This is a genomic window from Isoptericola sp. NPDC055881 (assembly GCF_053615895.1).
The window spans coordinates 1-15966 of the sequence record NZ_JBSHCR010000082.1 but is presented as its reverse complement, the minus strand read 5'-3'; the positions used below and the strand labels follow the sequence as shown (position 1 = coordinate 15966).

Sequence of the window (15966 nt, the reverse complement as noted above, 5' to 3'; positions counted from 1 at the left end):
GTGGAATCCACTACCTCGGCGAGGCCCGTGCTACTTCGGCAAGGTGGGTGCTACCTCGGCGAGGGTCGAGCTACCTCACCAGTTGGCGGTGGCCCCGGGGACGTTCGGCGGGAGCTTCACGTCGTGGGGGTGGATGACGTACGCGATGCCGTCGGTCGAGGTCTGCCACACGCGCTCGAAGTTCTCGCGGGTGTACACGTTGCGCACGTCGGCGTCGGTCGCCTTGTTGGGGTCGTTGATGACCGGGTCGCCGTCGGCGGTGAAGCCCACGATGGTGACCAGGTGCCCGTTGGTGCCGTACCCGGCCTCGGGCATCTCCTCCTTCTTGAAGTTGATCGACACCACCAGCGGGATGCCCGCCGCGATGAACTGCTCCGCCTCGGCGAGGGAGCGGAGCCGCGTCACGAACGTCTCCAGCCCGTACTCGTGCGCGTACGCCGTGTTGAACGGCCAGTTGCCCGCGCCCTCGTAGGCGTAGTCCCAGGCGTTGATGGCGGCGTGCGCCACCTGCGGGTCGCCGTTCGGGGCGACGATGCCCTCGAGCTGCGCGGCCGGCACCTGGTGCTTCGGGCCGTACGAGTACTGGATCATCGTGGTCGACGTCGGCGAGCACCACACCTGGCCGCCGCCGCCGAACTCGGGATACTCGCCGATGTGGATCAGCTGCGAGTAGCCGGGCACGTCGAGCTCGACCGCGCGGCCGAGCGTGAAGGCGCTGGTGCCCTCGTACGCGGAGTCGGGCAGGTACTCGTTGGTCATCGTCGTCACGCCCGACAGGCGGGGGGTCGCCGTCGACCCGGCCGGCCGGTACAGGTTGACGCGGGTCTGGAACGCCTCGGGCTCGTGCCCCGTGCGCGCCACGAAGGTGTCCGTGTACAGGGCGGCGTCGGCGTCGTTCTGCCCCTCCACCGAGGTGCGGTGGATGTCGCCCACCGACCCGTCCGCCGGCGCGAAGTCGGCCCCGGAGGTCCAGCGGCCCATGACGAACCACTTCGTCCACGCGCCGTCGGCCTTGCGCCCGCGGAACTCGACCTCGACCCACGTGCCGGTCGGGGTCGTGGCGTTCCACGAGGTGAGGGACTCGTCGACGGCGTACCCGGTCTCGACGACCGGTGACGTCCACGTCCCCGTCTCGTACTCGACCGCGGAGCCGTCACCGAACGGGTCCGTGTACGCGGTGGTCGGGCCGCCGGCGTCGCGCACGCCGAGCGTGCCGTGCGCGCCGGGGCGCAGGTTCTCCCACTCGCCCTGGCGCAGCTCGGCGATGCCCTGCCAGTGGGTGGTCGTGATCTTGTGGCCCGTCGGGGCGGGGTCGTCCGGCGGCGCGGCACCGGCGGCTCCCGCCGTCGGTGCGATCACCGCCCCCGCTGCCAGGGCCGCCGTCGTCGCTCTCATCCAGCTCCTTCGCGCCATGCCTCTCATGGGTCCCTCCCCGGGACGGGGGCGTGGGACGGTCCCCACCGCCCGTTGGCAAAGACTTTCCCAGATCCTGTGGCGTGTGTCACGACCTTGCGGGCAGTCGCTGCGTCGTGCCGGGAGGCGTGGGCCGGGCGGTCAGTCCCTCCGGCCCGTCAGCTCCACGGGCAGGTCGTCGTCGTGCCGCACCGCGAGGGAGGTCACGGCGCGGGTCAGGCAGACGTACAGGCGCCGGAGCCCGGACTCGTGCTCGGCCTCCCCGGCCACGATCCCCGCCGGGTCGTCGAGGACGACGTGGTCGAACTCCAGGCCCTTGGCCAGGGACGCAGGGACCAGGTCGAGGCGCGCGTCGAACTCGGTGGCGCCGTCGTCGGCAGGGTCCGGCGTCGGCCCGTCGTCCTCGCCGACGACGGCGAAGGCGAGCCCGGCAGCCAGGAGCTCGCGGCGGGCGGCGGCCACCCCGCCGTCGGGCACGATCAGCCCGACCGAACCCTCGCGCGCGAGCGCCGTGCGCACCAGCCCGAGCGTCGGCGCGGTGGTGAGCACGAGCTCGCCGCGCGCCCGCCGCACCGCCACGGGCGGCGCGAGCTCGGGCGCGATCGTCGGCAGCAGGCGCGCCGCGTACTCGATGACGTCCCCGGGCACGCGGAACCCGGCGGTGAGCTGCTCGACGTGCCCGTCGGGCTTGCCGAGATGGTCCAGGGCGTCGGCCCAGGAGCGCACGGCCCACGGCGTGGTCGCCTGGGCGAGGTCGCCGAGCACGGTGAGCGATCCGGTGCGGGCCCGCCGTCCGAGGGCGCGCAGCATCATCGGCGACAGGTCCTGCGCCTCGTCGACGACGACGTGCGCCACCGACGGCGCCCGCTCGAGCAGGTCGGCGAGCTCGTCGAGCAGGACGAGGTCGGCGAGGGTCCACCGCGCCGCGCCCGCGCTCCGGGGCGGGGTGGCCCAGGCGAGCGCGTCGCGCTCGGCGGGGGTGAGGATGCCGTCCGACATCCGCGCGAGGAGCTCCGGGTCGGACAGCAGACGGTGGAGCAGCCGGGCGGGCGTCAGGACCGGCCAGAGCGTCGCGGCGTGGTCCTTGACGGCCTTGGTGCGCGCGAGGACGTCCCACGCCCGGTCGTCGAGGGCGTCGCCGCTCGCCTCGATCTGCTGCAGGATCCGGTGCGCGAGCGCGTACCGCAGCTGCTCGCGTCCGGCGTCGTAGCGCAGCTCGCGGCCGACCACGTGGGCGACGGCGTCGCGGACCTCGTGGGCGGGCACGCGCCAGCGCCGGGAGCCGCGCGGCAGCACGAGCGCCTCGACGGTGTCGGCGGGTGCTGCCACGTGCGACCACACCGCTCGGCGCAGCACCTGGGCCATGCGGGCGTCGCCCTTGAGGCGGGCGACGTCCGCCGGTTCCGTGCCGCGCAGGCGCCCGTGCGCCGCGACCACCTCCTCGACCGTCGTCTGCGTGGCGTCGACCTCGCCGAGGGCCGGCAGCACGTCCCGGATGTAGCGCAGGAAGCTCGAGTTCGGCCCGACGACGGTCATGCCGCGCCGCGTGACCTGCTCGCGGTGCGCGTACAGCAGGTAGGCGGCGCGGTGCAGCCCCACGGCCGTCTTCCCGGTGCCGGGTGCGCCCTGCACGACGACCGTGCGGTCGAGGTCGCTCCGGACGATGACGTCCTGCTCGGGCTGGATCGTGGCGACGATGTCCCGCATCGGACCGGTGCGCGGGCGCTCGATCTCCTGCTCGAGGATCTCCGAGTGCTCGGCGCCCGTCGTGGACGGGCCGGACAGCGCCTCGTCCTCGAACCCGGTGAGCACCCCGCGCGCGAAGCCGTAGCGCCGGCGGGTCGCCACACCCATCGGGTCGTGCCGGGTGGCGCGGTAGAAGGCGGCGCTGACCGGCGCGCGCCAGTCCACGACCAGCGGGTCGCCGGCCGTGTCCGACACGTGCCGCCGCCCGACGTGGAAGACCTCGCCCCCGGACGGCTCGTCGTGGTCCAGGCGGCCGAAGAAGAGGGGCACGTGGGGGTCGTCCGCGAGCTGCGCGAGGCGCCGGGCCAGGGTGAGCTCGAGCGCCTCGGCGCTGATCCGGTCGCCGGCGTGGGCGGTCAGCCCCGCGGTGCGCTCGCGCATCCGGGCGAGCTCCTCCCGCGCCCGCTCCAGGTGCGCCCGCTCCAGGTCGAGCTCGGCATCGGTCACAGCGGGCACGGCTGACCTCCAGGAGACAGGCGGGGTGGGAGCCGCAGGACATTACCCGGTCCCGGTGGCGCGGGCAACGTGCCCGGCGCGGTGCGCGGGGCCGCCGTCGTCGTCCGGACCTCGGCCGGATGTGATCTGTGTCGCAGCGGTTGGCATCCGAGCGAGGTCACCCTAAGTTAGGCCAGGCTGACCTCACTTCGAGTCCCTTCCGAGGAGTCCCGTGCCCAAGCCCTCCGCCCTGCTGGGAGCCGCGACCGCGGCCGAGTACGCCGGAACGCTCCACGCCGTCGTCGACGACGTGGCCGCCCGCGTCGCCGCCGCCCGGCAGCCGTTCTGCGGCGCGAGCCGCCGCGAGCTCCAGGCGCTCGTGGACGCCGTCGACCTCGACGGCCCGCCGGTCGGCACGCCCGACGCGCTGCGCGAGACCGCCGAGCTCTACGCGTCGCACGCCGTCTGGTTCCACCACCCCGGCTACGCCGCGCACCTCAACTGCCCGGTGACGCTCCCGGCCGTGGGCGCGGAGGCGATGCTCGCCGCGATCAACACGTCCGTCGACACCTACGACCAGTCCACGGTCGCGACGCTCATGGAGCAGCGGCTCGTCGAGTGGACCGCCGACCGGATCGGCTTCCCGACGGGGGACGGCGGCGCCGACGGCGTCTTCACCTCCGGCGGCACGCAGTCCAACCTGCAGGCCCTGCACCTGGCCCGCGAGCGCGCGCTGACGGGGGCCGACGGCGCCCGGCTCGGCGGCGCCGCGCGGCGCGAGCGGCTCGGCCGGCTGCGCGTGCTGGCCACGGCGTCGGGCCACTTCAGCGTCGCGCGCTCGGCGCTGCTGCTCGGCCTGGACGACGACGCGGTGGTCGCGGTCCCGACGGACGCGGCGGGCCGCATGGACCCGGGCGCCCTGGGCCGGGCGCTGGTCGACGTCGAGCGCGCCGGGGACGTCGTCATGGCGGTCGTCGTGACCGCGGGCACCACCGACCGGGGGTGCGTGGACCCGCTGAGGCCGGTCGCCGACCTGTGCGACGCCGTCGGCGCCTGGCTGCACGTGGACGCCGCGTACGGCGGAGGGCTCCTGCTCTCCGGGCGGCGCCGGCACCTGCTGCACGGCATCGAGCGGGCGCGCAGCGTCACGGTGGACTTCCACAAGACGTTCTTCCAGCCGGTGTCGTCGAGCGCGCTGCTGGTGCGCGAGGCCGCCGACCTGGCCCGCGCGACCTGGCACGCCGACTACCTCAACCCGGCCGAGGAGGCGGGCGAGCCGAACCCCGACCTCAACCTCGTGGACAGGTCCCTGCAGACCACGCGCCGGTTCGACGCCCTCAAGCTCTGGGCCACGCTGCGCGCCGTGGGCGCCGACGGCGTCGGGGCGATGGTGGACGCCGTCTGCGACCTCGCGGCCGCCGTCCACGCCGACCTCGCGGACGACCCGGAGCTGCGGCTCCTGGCCCCGACCGACCTCTCCACCGTGCTGTTCCGCTTCCAGCCCGACGGGGTGGACGACGCCCGCGCCGACGGCCTCGTCCCGCGGGTGCGGCGCGTGCTGTTCGACTCCGGCCGCGCCCTCGTCGCCAAGACGGTGATCGACGGGCGCCCGTGCCTCAAGCTCACCCTGCTCAACCCGGACGCCACCCTCGACGACGTGCGCGGCGTGCTCGACCTGGTGCGCTCCACCGCGCACGGGCTGCTCGCCGGGGAGGAGCTGATCGAGCTCGACGCCCCGCCGTGCCGTGGCACGCACCCCCGGCTCCCCGCCCGCTCCACCCTCTCGGAGGCCGTCCGATGACCCGCAGCACGCACACCCACGACCTCGTCGGCATCGGCATCGGGCCGTTCAACCTGGGGCTCGCGGCGCTCGCGGACCCGCTGCCCGACGTCGACGCCGTGTTCCTGGACCAGCGCGACGGGTTCGGCTGGCACCCGGGCATGATGCTCGAGGGCGCGACGATCCAGGTGCCGTTCCTGGCCGACCTGGTGACGATGGCCGACCCGACGTCGCCGTACTCGTTCCTCGCCTTCCTCAAGGCCACGGGCCGGTTGTACCCGTTCTACATCCGGGAGTCGTTCTACCCGCTGCGCGCCGAGTACGACCAGTACTGCCGCTGGGTGGCCGACCGGCTCACCTCCCTGCGGTGGGGCCGAGAGGTCGTGCGGGTGGACCGCGACGACGCGACGGGCGACCTCGTGGTCACGGCCCGCCTGGCGGGCGGCGGCACCGAGACGTACCGCGCGCGGCACGTCGTCCTCGGCGTCGGCACGACGCCACGACTCCCGGGCCCGCTCGCGGCCCTCGCGGCGGAGGCGGCCCGGCACCCGGGCGCGGGCCCGGTGGTGCACAGCGCGGAGTACCTGCCGCACCGCGACGCGCTGGCGGGCACGGGCGCGGTCACCGTCGTCGGCTCCGGGCAGTCGGCCGCCGAGGTGTACCGCGACCTGCTGGAGGACGCCGCGCCGGGGACGCACCGGGTGGACTGGGTGACGCGCTCGCCGCGCTTCTTCCCGATGGAGTACACGAAGCTCACGCTCGAGATGACGTCGCCGGAGTACACCGACCACTACCGGGCGCTGCCCACCGAGCTGCGGGAGATCCTCGGCCGCGAGCAGCGTGCGCTGTACAAGGGCATCAGCGGTGACCTGGTCGACGAGATCTACGACACCCTGTACCGCAAGTCCGCCCTCGGGCGCGAGGTGCCGACCACGCTCCTGTCCGACACGGAGGTGGTCGCGGCGAGGTTCGAGCCCGACGGCGCGGGCGGGGCGGGGGAGCACGTCCTCACCCTGCGGCACGGTCAGCTGGGCACGACGGCGGAGCACCGGACGCGTGCCGTGGTCGCCGCCACCGGCTACGGGTCGGGCGTGCCCGGGTTCGTCGCGCCCGGCCTGGTCGACCTGGACGAGCTCGGCCGCGTGGACGTGGCGCGCGACTACACGGCCGGGGCCGGCGGGCGCCTCCACGTGGGCGGCACCGAGGCGCACACGCACGGCGTGACGGCGCCCGACCTCGGGTTCGCGCCGTGGCGCAACTCCGTGATCCTCGCGCAGGTGACCGGGCGCGAGCCGTACCCGGTCGAGAGCCGCATCGCGTTCCAGACCTTCGGGCTGCCGGGCGGCGCACCCGCCGCGCCCACCCGCGAGCCGGTGCAGGAGGTGGCCCGATGAGCGTCCAGGCCGAGCCCCGCACCGCCCGCGTGACCCCCGGCGCCGTCACGCTCGAGCCGGTGGACCCCGCGCGCGACGCGACGGCCCTGCACTCCTGGCTGACCCATCCCGCGTCCGCGTTCTGGCACATGGGCCACCTGGCGGTGGGCGAGGTGCGCGCGTACCTGGACGCCGTCGCCGCCGACCCCGACCAGGACGGCTGGCTCGGGCGCGTGGACGGCGTGCCCGCGTTCTACGCCGAGACGTACGACCCTGCCCGGGTGCTCCTCGTCGACGTGCACGACGCCGCGCCGGGCGACCTCGGCATGCACCTGCTCGTCGCCCCGCCGCCGGACGACGCGGCCGCCCGGCGGCCCGGCCTCACCGACGCGGTGATGGCCGCCGTGCTCCGGTTCTGCCTGTCCCCGGCGCCGCACGGCCGTGGGGCGGCGCGGGTCGTCGTCGAGCCCGACGTGCGCAACCGCGCGGTCGCCGCGAAGAACGCCGCGGCCGGCTTCCGCGTGCTGCGCGACGTCGAGATCGACGAGGGCGGGCACGCCAAGCGCGCGGCACTGAGCGTGTGCACGCGTGCCGACTTCGCGGCGTCGCCGCTGGGGGGCGCGCCCGCACCCGGCAGCGCGGTCGACCTCGCCCCGCACCTGCGGCCCGACCTCGCGGAGCATGCCCACCGGCACCTCGCCGCCAAGGCGCTCGCGGAGCTCGCGCACGAGCGCCTCTTCCGCCCCGAGCCCGAGCCTGCCCCCGAGCGCTGTGAGCGGGCGTTCGGCCCCGTTCCCGACGCGACACCGGGCCAATCGCCCGCTCACAACGAGGGGTCGGGTGTCCCGCGGTGGTTCGTGCTGGCGCTCGACGGGGCGACGTACCGGTTCGCGGCGCGCACGTTCGCGCTGGAGCACTGGGTGGTGGACCCGGCGTCGATCACCCGGACGGCCCCGGGCGGGACCGACCTGCCCGTGGACGCCCTCGAGCTGGTCGCGGAGCTGCAGCCGCTGCTGCAGGTCCCCGACGACCTGGTCGCGACCTACCTGGAGGAGCTGTCGTCGACCCTCGCCGCGGCCTGCGCCAAGCGCGACCGGGAGCTGAGCGGCGCGTCGCCGCAGGTCCCGGCCCTGCTGGCGGCGCTCGCCCCCGACCCTCGCCCGGCGGACGCCGTCGACGCCGCGGACGACGACCGTCGTCGTGCCGACGCGTTCCAGGCGGCCGAGGCGGCGATGACCGAGGGGCACCCGGGGTTCCTCGCCAACAACGGCCGCATCGGTTTCTCCCTGGACGACTACCTCGCGTACGCGCCGGAACGCGGCGAGCGCCTCCGCCTCGTCTGGCTGGCCGCGCGACGCGAGCACGCCCACCTCGCCGTCGGCGACGGGCTGACCGAGGCGAGCCTGTACGACGGCGAGCTCACGGGCGCCGAGCGCGCCGCGTTCGCGGACCGGTTGACGGCGCGCGGTCTCGACCCGGCCGAGTACCTCTACCTGCCCGTGCACCCGTGGCAGTGGCAGCACCGGGTACCGGTCACGTTCGCGGCGGACGTCGCACGCGGCGACCTCGTGCCGCTCGGGACGGGCTCCGACGAGTACCAGCCGCAGCAGTCCATCCGCACGATGTTCAACCGCACGCGGCCGGAGCGGCACTACGTCAAGGTGGCGCTCGCGATCCAGAACATGGGCTTCCTGCGGGGCCTGTCACCGGCGTACATGCGCGCCACGCCGGAGATCAACGACTGGGTGGCCGGGATCGTCGCCGAGGACGCCACCCTGCGGGAGGGTGGCTTCGGCGTCCTGCGCGAGCGCGCGTCGATCGGGTACACCGGCGACGTCTACCACCGCACCGCCCGCCCCAGCGCGCACCGCAAGATGCTCGCGGCCCTGTGGCGCGAGTCCCCCGTGCCGCGGACCGCGCCGGGGGAGCGGCTCGCCACCATGGCGAGCCTGCTGCACCGCGACGCGTCCGGCCGCGCGTTCGCCACCGCCCTGGTGCGCACCTCCGGGATCGCGCCCGAGTCCTGGCTCCGCGCCTACCTGGACGCCTACCTGTACCCGCTGGTGCACTGCCTGCGCGCCCACGACCTGGCGTTCATGCCGCACGGGGAGAACCTCGTGCTCGTGCTGCGCGACGGCGTGGTCCGGCGGGTGCTCATGAAGGACATCGGGGAGGAGGTCGCCGTGCTCGGGCACCGCGGGCTGCCGGCGGGCGTCGAGCGGGTCCGCGCCGTCGTCGACGCCGACCAGAAGGCGCTGTCGATCTTCACCGACGTGTTCGACGGCGTGCTGCGCCACCTCGCCGGCATCCTCGCCGTGGACGGCGTGCTCGCCGAGGACCAGTTCTGGGCGGTCGTGGGCGACGTCCTCGACCGGCACGGCGACGAGCACCCCGACCTCGCCGGCCGGGTCGAGCTGCGGGGGGCGCGGTTCGCGCACTCGTGCCTCAACCGCCTCCAGCTGCGCAACACGCTGCAGATGGTCGACCTCGCCGACCAGTCCGGCTCGCTGCTGTACGCCGGCACCCTGACCAACCCGGTGGCCAACCCGGTGGCCAACCCGGTAGCGAGCCCGGTCGCGAACCCGGTGACCGCACCGGGGGCACCGTGAGCGACCCGTCGCGCCGCGCGGGCGACCGCTTCGAGCTCTTCCGCGACCCGCGGGGGGTGCCGCACGTGCGCGCCGGTTCCGAGGCGGACCTCGCCTTCGGCCAGGGCTACGTCACCGCGCTGGACCGCGGCTGGCAGCTCGACGTGGACCGCTGGTACGGCGAGGGCCGGGTCGCCGCCCGGCTCGGTCCCGCGGGCCTGGAGTGGGACCGGTTCGCCGTCCGCGTCCGGCTCGCCGACACCACCCGGCGCGTCTGGGCGGCGCTCGCGGCGCCCGAGCAGGAGTGGCTGTCCGCGTACGCCGACGGGGTCCGCGCGGGCCTCGACGCGGGCGGCCGGGACACGCCCGAGCGGGCCGAGCTCGCCCGCGCGCTCGGAGGTGCCCCGCTGCCGGACGACGAACCCTGGCACCCGTGGACGCCCGTCGGCACGTTCCTGGTGCACCACGTGCTGTTCAGCGGGTTCCCGCACCTGCTGTGGCGCGAGCACGTGACGCGCACGCTCGGCGCGGAGGCCGCCGGGTGGTGGGGCGCCGTGGACGGCGGCCCGTCGTCGGGGTCGAACGCCTGGGCGCTGCACGGGTCGCGCACCGCCTCCGGCGCGCCGCTGCTGGCCGGCGACCCGCACCGCCTCCTGGAGCTGCCCGGCGTGTACCAGCAGGTGCGGCTGGCCCGTCCGGGCCACGACGTCCTCGGTCTCGCCTTCCCCGGCGTGCCCGGCGTGCTGCACCTGGGGCACGCCGAGACGCCCCAGGGCGCGGTCGGGTGGGGCATCACCAACGCGATGGCGCACCACGTCGAGCTGTGCGCGGAGGGGGACGACGCACCGACGGTGGCGGCGCAGGTCGTGGCGTCCGGCACCGAGACGGTGCCCGTGCGGGGCGGTGACCCGGTCGACGTGCCGTGGGCCGAGACGCCGCGCGGTCCCCTCGTGACGGACCGGCACAGCCTGCGCTGGCCCGTGCGGGTCACGGCCGACGCCGGGGTGGCGGCGTGGCGCGCCCTCCAGCGGGCGCGGACGGCGCGCGACGTCGCCGCGGCGTTCGCGGGCTGGGTCGACCCGGTGAACCGCGTGCTCGCCGCCGACTCCACCGGCGAGGTGCTGAGCCTGACGGCCGGCCGGGTGCCGGTCGTGCCGCCGTCGGGCCGCGTCGTGCCGACGCCCGCCAGAGCCGCCGGAGCAGCCGGCGCCGGTGCGCCCCGGTGGCGCGACCTGCCTGCGCCCGTCGCCGTCACCGGGGTCGCGGTGGACGCCAACGACCGCCCCGCCGGCCCGGGCCTCGACCTCGGCCACGCGTACGCGCCGCACCGCGGCCCCCGGGTCCGGGCGCTGCTCGCCGACCCGCCGCCCGGCGGCGAGACGGCCGCGACCCAGGACCGCGTGCTGGCCGACACCCGCGACGGCGGTGCGGCTGAGCTCGTCGCGCGGCTCGCCGACATCGACGACCCACGCGCCGCCCGGCTGCGGGCGTGGGTGGCGGCCGGTGCCGCGATGGACCCCGGCGACGCGGACGCCGCGCTGTTCGCCCGCTGGCGGCACACCCTCGTGCGCCGCGTGGCCGCCGACCCGGCGCTCGCACCGCTGCACGCCCCGCACGGCCTGCCTGCCGTGTTCGCCCCGTGGCTCGACGTCGTCGCCCGCGTCGGCGACGCGCTCGCCGTCGTGCTCGCGTCCGGCGTCGTCGACGCCCGCGCCGCCGCCGAGCAGGCGCTGGCCGACGTCGCCGACCTGGCCGACACGGACGAGCACGACGACGCCCGGACCTGGGGCGACCTGCACCGCCTCGCGCCGCTGCACGCCCTCGACCTGGTCCCCGGCGCGGCCGTGCCCGTCGTGCCGCCCGTCCCGCTCGGTGGAGCGGGCGACTCCGTGCGCTGCACGGGCGGCGTGCCGGGACTGACCTACGCGGCGTCGAGGGGGTCGGTGGCGCGCTGGGTGTGGGACCTGGGCGACCGGCGCCGCAGCCGGTGGGGCGTACCGTTCGGCGCCGCCGGCGACCCGCGCTCGCCCCACTTCGCGGACCAGCACCCGACGTGGGCGGCGGGCAGCACCGAGCAGATCGAGACCGACTGGGCGCGGCTGCGCCCCGAACCCTTGCCGACAGACCCGACACGGAGAGCCCGATGACCGACCAGACCCGACTGCTGACCGGCGCACGCGGCGAGGAGGTGTGGCGCACGGACGTGCCGGGCGCCGGCACCTTCACCGCCCACGTCCTGGACCCCGTCGCGGACGTGGAGGTGCTGCACGACTGGGTCAACCGCCCGCACGCGGGCTTCTGGGGGCTGGCCGGGCTCAGCCGCGAGGAGCTGAGCGCCACGTACGCGTTCGTCGACTCCTTGCCCACGCACCACGCCTACCTGGTGCGCTGGGACGGCGAGCCCGTCGTGCTCGTGCAGCTCTACCACCCCGAGGACGACCCGGTCGCGACCGCCTACGACGTGCTCCCCGGCGACGTGGGGATGCACTTCTTCAAGGGCGGCGACGGGCCGGCGCAGCGGTACGGCGTCGCGCCGTGGACGGCCGTCGGCCCCGCCGTGCTGGGACTGGCGCTCGCGTCCCCGGGGGTGCGGCGGCTCGTGGTGGAGCCGGACGCCCGCAACCGGTCCGCGATCTCCCGCATGGTCGCGTTCGGCTTCGAGCCGGCCAGCACGGTGCGGTTCGAGTCGCCGCAGGGGCCGAAGGAGGCCGTGCTGGCCTTCCTGCCGCGGGATCGGGCGGAGGCGATCCTTGCCGGCGCGGGCGTCTAGGAGCGACTACGCCTGGGGGTCGGCGGGCCGCACCTCGGAGGGGACGGGGCCCGTCGTGGTGCCGGGCACCAGCTCGACGGGCAGCGTGGTGCACGTGGGCTCCTCGCCCGCCAGCACGCCCAGCACGGCGTGCCCGAGCGCGACGCCCTTGGCCCGCAAGGGCTGGTGCACGCTGGTGAGCACGTCGGGGGAGAGCCAGGGCAGGTCGATCCCGTCGAACCCGGCGATCGACACGTCGTCGGGCACGCGCAGGCCGAGCTCGCGGGCGGCGATGACGGCGCCGGCGGCAAGGAGGTCGGAGTGCGCGACGATCGCCGTCGGGCGTTCCGTCTCGGGCACCCACGCGCCGAGGATCTCGGTGGCCGCGTCGCGGCCGTGCTCCACGAGGGAGGCGGGCGTCTCCCACGAGATGACCGGCTCCACCTCGTCGCGCACCCCGTCCAGCCGGTGCCGGGTGGAGGTGCGGTCGGCCTGGGCGAGGCGGGCCGCGTCGATCGGGCCGGAGCGCTCGTCGGCGTCCAGGGGCAGCGTGATCTCCGCGATGCGGGTGTGCCCCAGCTCCTTGAGGTGCCGCACGGCCAGCGCGGTACCGGCGCGGTCGTCGAGCGCGACCAAGGGGGCGCCGTCCACCCGGCCGCCCTCGCCGACGACGACGGGCACGTCGCGGCGACGCAGCGCGGCCAGGGTCGCGTCGTCGGTGAGCACGCCCCACACGAGCACGGCCACGTCCATGGCGGCGGACTCCAGGAGCGGGTCGACGGCGGGCAGCGGCGCGGGGCCGCCGTCCGTGGAGGCGGGCACGGCGGCCGCGCGCACACCGGGGATGAGCAGCACGCCGAGCCCTTCGGCACCGAGCACGTCGACGAGGCCGTCGAGCACCTTGACCGCCACGGGGTCGCGGAACGCGCGCCCCGGCTGGTCGCCGAGGACGACGCCCACGATGCCCGACCGGCCGGAGCGGAGCTGTCGTCCGAGCGGGTTGGGGCCGGAGTAGCCCAGCTCGGCGGCGGCAGCGAGGACCTTGTCCCGGGTCTCGGCGGTGATCGGACCCGCGCCGGAGAACGCCAACGAGGCCGTGGAGACCGAGACGCCTGCGAGCTCGGCCACCCGGGCGAGCGTCGGTCGGGCGGCGTTGCTGCGACCCATGGGGCTCCTTCCGGAGGTGTCGGGGCGTCAGCCTACCCGCGCCGCCGACAGCGTGCTCGAAACGATTTGACGCTGGTGGCGGAATCGGGAAGCGTCGTCCTGTGACCTCCGAGCCTCCCCGCGTGCGCCTCGACGCCCCGCCCGCGCACGCTGTGCGGGCCGCCTGGGCCGTCTTCACCGTCTTCGTCGTGGCGGGAGTGGGTATGGCGACCTGGGCCTCGCGCCTCCCCGCCGTGCGTGACGGCCTGGGATTCACGGCGGAGCAGATGGGGCTGCTCCTGCTCACCGCCTCCATCGGCTCGCTCGTCGCGCTGCCGCTGTCCGGCATGATCGCCTCGCGCATCGGGGCCGCCCGCACCTGTGTGGCGTTCGCGGCCCTGGCCGCCGTCGGCTTCTCCGTCACGACGCTCGCCGTCGACGCCGGCCACCCGCTCGTGGTGCGGGTCGGCCTGTTCCTCGGCGGCATGGGCGTCGGCATCTGGGACGCCGCCATGAACCTCGAGGGCGCCGTCGTCGAGCAGCGTCTCGGCAGGTCCGTCATGCCGCGCTTCCACGCGGGGTTCTCGCTCGGCACCGTCGCCGGCGCGGGCGTGGGAGCCCTCGCGGCGCACGCCGGCGTGCCGCTGTCGCTGCACGTCATCACGGTGGTGCTGGTCGACCTGGTGGTCGTCGTGGTGTGCGTGCGGTTCTTCGAGCCGACGGCGCACGCGGCGGACGGACCGACCGGTTCGACCGCGTCGACCGGGTCGACCACCCCGGACACGCAGGCGGACCCGGCGACCGCCGTCGACACCGGGACCGGTCACACGCTGCGCGACACGCTGGCGACGTGGCGGGAGTCCCGCACCCTGCTGGTCGGGCTCGTCGTCCTCGCCGCGGCGCTCACCGAGGGCGCGGCGAACGACTGGGTCGGTCTCGCCGTCGTCGACGGCTTCCGCGTGGACGACTCGATCGGGGCGATCGGCCTCGCCGTCTTCCTCTGCGCGATGACGCTCGCGCGGCTGGCGGGCACGTCCCTGATCGACCGGTACGGGCGCGTCCCCATGCTGCGGGCGTGCGGCGCCGCGGCGCTGGTCGGCGTCCTCGTCTTCGCGCTCGTGCCGACGCTGTGGGTGGCGCTCGTGGGCGTCGCGATCTGGGGCGCGGGCGCCTCCCTCGGCTTCCCGCTGGGCATGTCCGCGGCCTCCGACGACCCGCGCCGCGCGGCCCTGCGCGTCTCGGTCGTCTCGACCATCGGCTACTCGGCGTTCTTCGTGGGACCGGCCCTCATCGGATTCCTCGCCGAGCACGTCGGCTATCGCGACGCGCTGCTCGTGCTGGCGGTGCCTGTCGCGCTGGGCCTGGTCGTCGCGGGTGCGGCGAAGCCGCTGCCGGCCGCCCCGGACCCGGCGCGTACGCTGGACGGGTGAGTCTTTCCGCCGTGCCCGCCTCGCCCACCACCGAGCCGTCCGCGACCACCGCGGACGGCGCCACCTCGGCCACTTCGGCCGTGTCGACCACGTCGACCCCCGCGCTCTCCGAGCTGACGACGCTGCGCGTCGGCGGTCCCGTCGACGCTTACGTGGAGGCCGAGTCGGAGGCGGAGCTCATCGACGCGGTGCGCGCGGCGGACGACGCCGGGCAGCCGCTCCTGGTGATCGGCGGCGGCTCCAACCTGCTGGTCGCGGACGAGGGGTTCGCGGGCGTCGTCGTGCGCGACGTGCGCCAGGGCCTCGACGCGGACCTCGCCGACTCGTGCGGCACCGACGGTGCGTGCGGCGGGGCGAGCCTGCGCCTGCCCGCCGGTCAGGACTGGGACGCCTTCGTGGCCGAGGCCGTGGCGAACGAGTGGGTGGGCGTCGAGGCGCTGTCCGGCATCCCCGGCACGGTCGGCGCCGCCCCTGTGCAGAACATCGGCGCGTACGGCCAGGAGGTGTCCGGGGTCGTCGCGTCGGTGCGCACCTGGGACCGCGCCACGGGCGGCATGAAGACGTTCCCGCTCGCGTCGCTCGGCTTCGGCTACCGCACGTCGCTGCTCAAGCGCACGATGCGCACCGGCGGCGGCGAGGGCGCCCCCTGGTACCCGACCCCGCGGTACGTGGTGCTCGAGGTGAACCTGCAGATGCGCCTGGGCAGCCTGTCCGCGCCCGTCGGCTACGGCGAGCTGGCCCGCCGGCTCGGCGTCGAGGTCGGCAGCCGCGCCCCGTCGGCCGAGGTGCGGGAGGCGGTGCTCGAGCTGCGCGGCGGAAAGGGCATGCTGCTCGACGGCGTGGGCGGCGCTCCCGCCCCTGACCACGACCGCTGGTCCGCCGGGTCGTTCTTCACCAACCCGGTGCTGCCGGCGGACGCCGCGGAGGACCTGCCGCAGGACGCCCCGCGCTTCCCCGTGCGGTCGGCGACGCCCGAGTCGACCGTGGGTCCCGCCCTCGGCGTCGTCGACCCGACCCTCGTCAAGACGAGCGCCGCGTGGCTCATCGAGCATGCCGGGTTCACCAAGGGCTTCGGCCTCGCGGGCGAGCACAGCCCCGCGCGCCTCTCGACCCGCCACACGCTGGCCGTGACCAACCGCGGCGGCGCGACCGCGGCCGACCTCGTCGCCCTCGCCCGCACCGTGCGCGACGGCGTCAAGGACGCCTTCGGCATCGAGCTCGAGGCCGAGCCTGTCCTCGTCGGCACCGCCCTGTGATCGTTGTGGGTACGAAATCGGCGTGAATTCCCGGGGGAATTCACGCCCTG

Annotated in this window: 10 protein-coding genes; 7 read left to right on the top strand and 3 right to left on the bottom strand. The window is 75.7% G+C overall.

What is annotated here, in order from left to right; all coding sequences use genetic code 11:
* Window positions 1-75: 75 nt before the first annotated feature.
* Window positions 76-1395: a C39 family peptidase gene (locus ACWGKI_RS18405; RefSeq protein ID WP_452188936.1), complete on the bottom strand. Its 1320-nt coding sequence runs from the start codon at window positions 1393-1395 to the stop codon at window positions 76-78.
* Between the two features lie 159 nt (window positions 1396-1554).
* Window positions 1555-3615, bottom strand: coding sequence for a HelD family protein (locus tag ACWGKI_RS18400; protein WP_452188934.1), 2061 nt, complete (start codon window positions 3613-3615; stop codon window positions 1555-1557).
* Window positions 3616-3826: 211 nt separating this feature from the next.
* Here ACWGKI_RS18400 and ACWGKI_RS18395 point away from each other — a divergent pair, with 211 nt between their 5' ends.
* The 5 genes from ACWGKI_RS18395 to ACWGKI_RS18375 are packed head-to-tail and all read left to right on the top strand — an operon-like array spanning window position 3827 to window position 12105.
* Window positions 3827-5395 (top strand): pyridoxal phosphate-dependent decarboxylase family protein, encoded by a 1569-nt coding sequence (locus tag ACWGKI_RS18395; RefSeq protein ID WP_452188932.1) that lies wholly within the window; start codon window positions 3827-3829, stop codon window positions 5393-5395.
* Window positions 5392-6768: a lysine N(6)-hydroxylase/L-ornithine N(5)-oxygenase family protein gene (locus tag ACWGKI_RS18390; protein WP_452188930.1), complete on the top strand. Its 1377-nt coding sequence runs from the start codon at window positions 5392-5394 to the stop codon at window positions 6766-6768. Before ACWGKI_RS18395 ends, ACWGKI_RS18390 begins: the two co-directional genes overlap by 4 nt.
* Complete coding sequence (locus ACWGKI_RS18385; protein ID WP_452188928.1) at window positions 6765-9356, top strand: GNAT family N-acetyltransferase; 2592 nt, start codon at window positions 6765-6767, stop codon at window positions 9354-9356. The genes ACWGKI_RS18390 and ACWGKI_RS18385 overlap by 4 nt, the downstream gene beginning before the upstream one ends.
* Window positions 9353-11482 carry a penicillin acylase family protein gene (locus ACWGKI_RS18380; protein ID WP_452188926.1) on the top strand — a complete coding sequence of 710 codons (2130 nt, stop codon included), beginning with the start codon at window positions 9353-9355 and terminating at the stop codon, window positions 11480-11482. The genes ACWGKI_RS18385 and ACWGKI_RS18380 overlap by 4 nt, the downstream gene beginning before the upstream one ends.
* On the top strand, window positions 11479-12105 hold the full coding sequence (locus ACWGKI_RS18375) for a GNAT family N-acetyltransferase (RefSeq protein WP_452188924.1): 627 nt from the start codon (window positions 11479-11481) through the stop codon (window positions 12103-12105). The genes ACWGKI_RS18380 and ACWGKI_RS18375 overlap by 4 nt, the downstream gene beginning before the upstream one ends.
* A gap of 6 nt (window positions 12106-12111) precedes the next feature.
* Here ACWGKI_RS18375 and ACWGKI_RS18370 read toward each other — a convergent pair whose 3' ends face one another.
* Window positions 12112-13251, bottom strand: coding sequence for a LacI family DNA-binding transcriptional regulator (locus ACWGKI_RS18370; protein ID WP_452188922.1), 1140 nt, complete (start codon window positions 13249-13251; stop codon window positions 12112-12114).
* Between the two features lie 101 nt (window positions 13252-13352).
* Here ACWGKI_RS18370 and ACWGKI_RS18365 point away from each other — a divergent pair, with 101 nt between their 5' ends.
* On the top strand, window positions 13353-14660 hold the full coding sequence (locus ACWGKI_RS18365) for an MFS transporter (protein ID WP_452188920.1): 1308 nt from the start codon (window positions 13353-13355) through the stop codon (window positions 14658-14660).
* Entirely contained in the window at window positions 14657-15916 is a 1260-nt protein-coding gene (locus ACWGKI_RS18360) for a UDP-N-acetylmuramate dehydrogenase (protein ID WP_452188918.1), read from the top strand. The genes ACWGKI_RS18365 and ACWGKI_RS18360 overlap by 4 nt, the downstream gene beginning before the upstream one ends.
* Window positions 15917-15966: the final 50 nt, after the last annotated feature.

Excerpts from the sequence above, each read along its gene's own strand:
- ACWGKI_RS18385 (WP_452188928.1), top strand. The coding sequence starts at position 6,765 with ATGAGCGTCCAGGCCGAGCCCCGCACCGCCCGCGTGACCCCCGGCGCC.
- ACWGKI_RS18370 (WP_452188922.1), bottom strand. The coding sequence starts at position 13,251 with ATGGGTCGCAGCAACGCCGCCCGACCGACGCTCGCCCGGGTGGCCGAG.
- ACWGKI_RS18375 (WP_452188924.1), top strand. The coding sequence starts at position 11,479 with ATGACCGACCAGACCCGACTGCTGACCGGCGCACGCGGCGAGGAGGTG.
- ACWGKI_RS18405 (WP_452188936.1), bottom strand. The coding sequence starts at position 1,395 with ATGAGAGCGACGACGGCGGCCCTGGCAGCGGGGGCGGTGATCGCACCG.
- ACWGKI_RS18390 (WP_452188930.1), top strand. The coding sequence starts at position 5,392 with ATGACCCGCAGCACGCACACCCACGACCTCGTCGGCATCGGCATCGGG.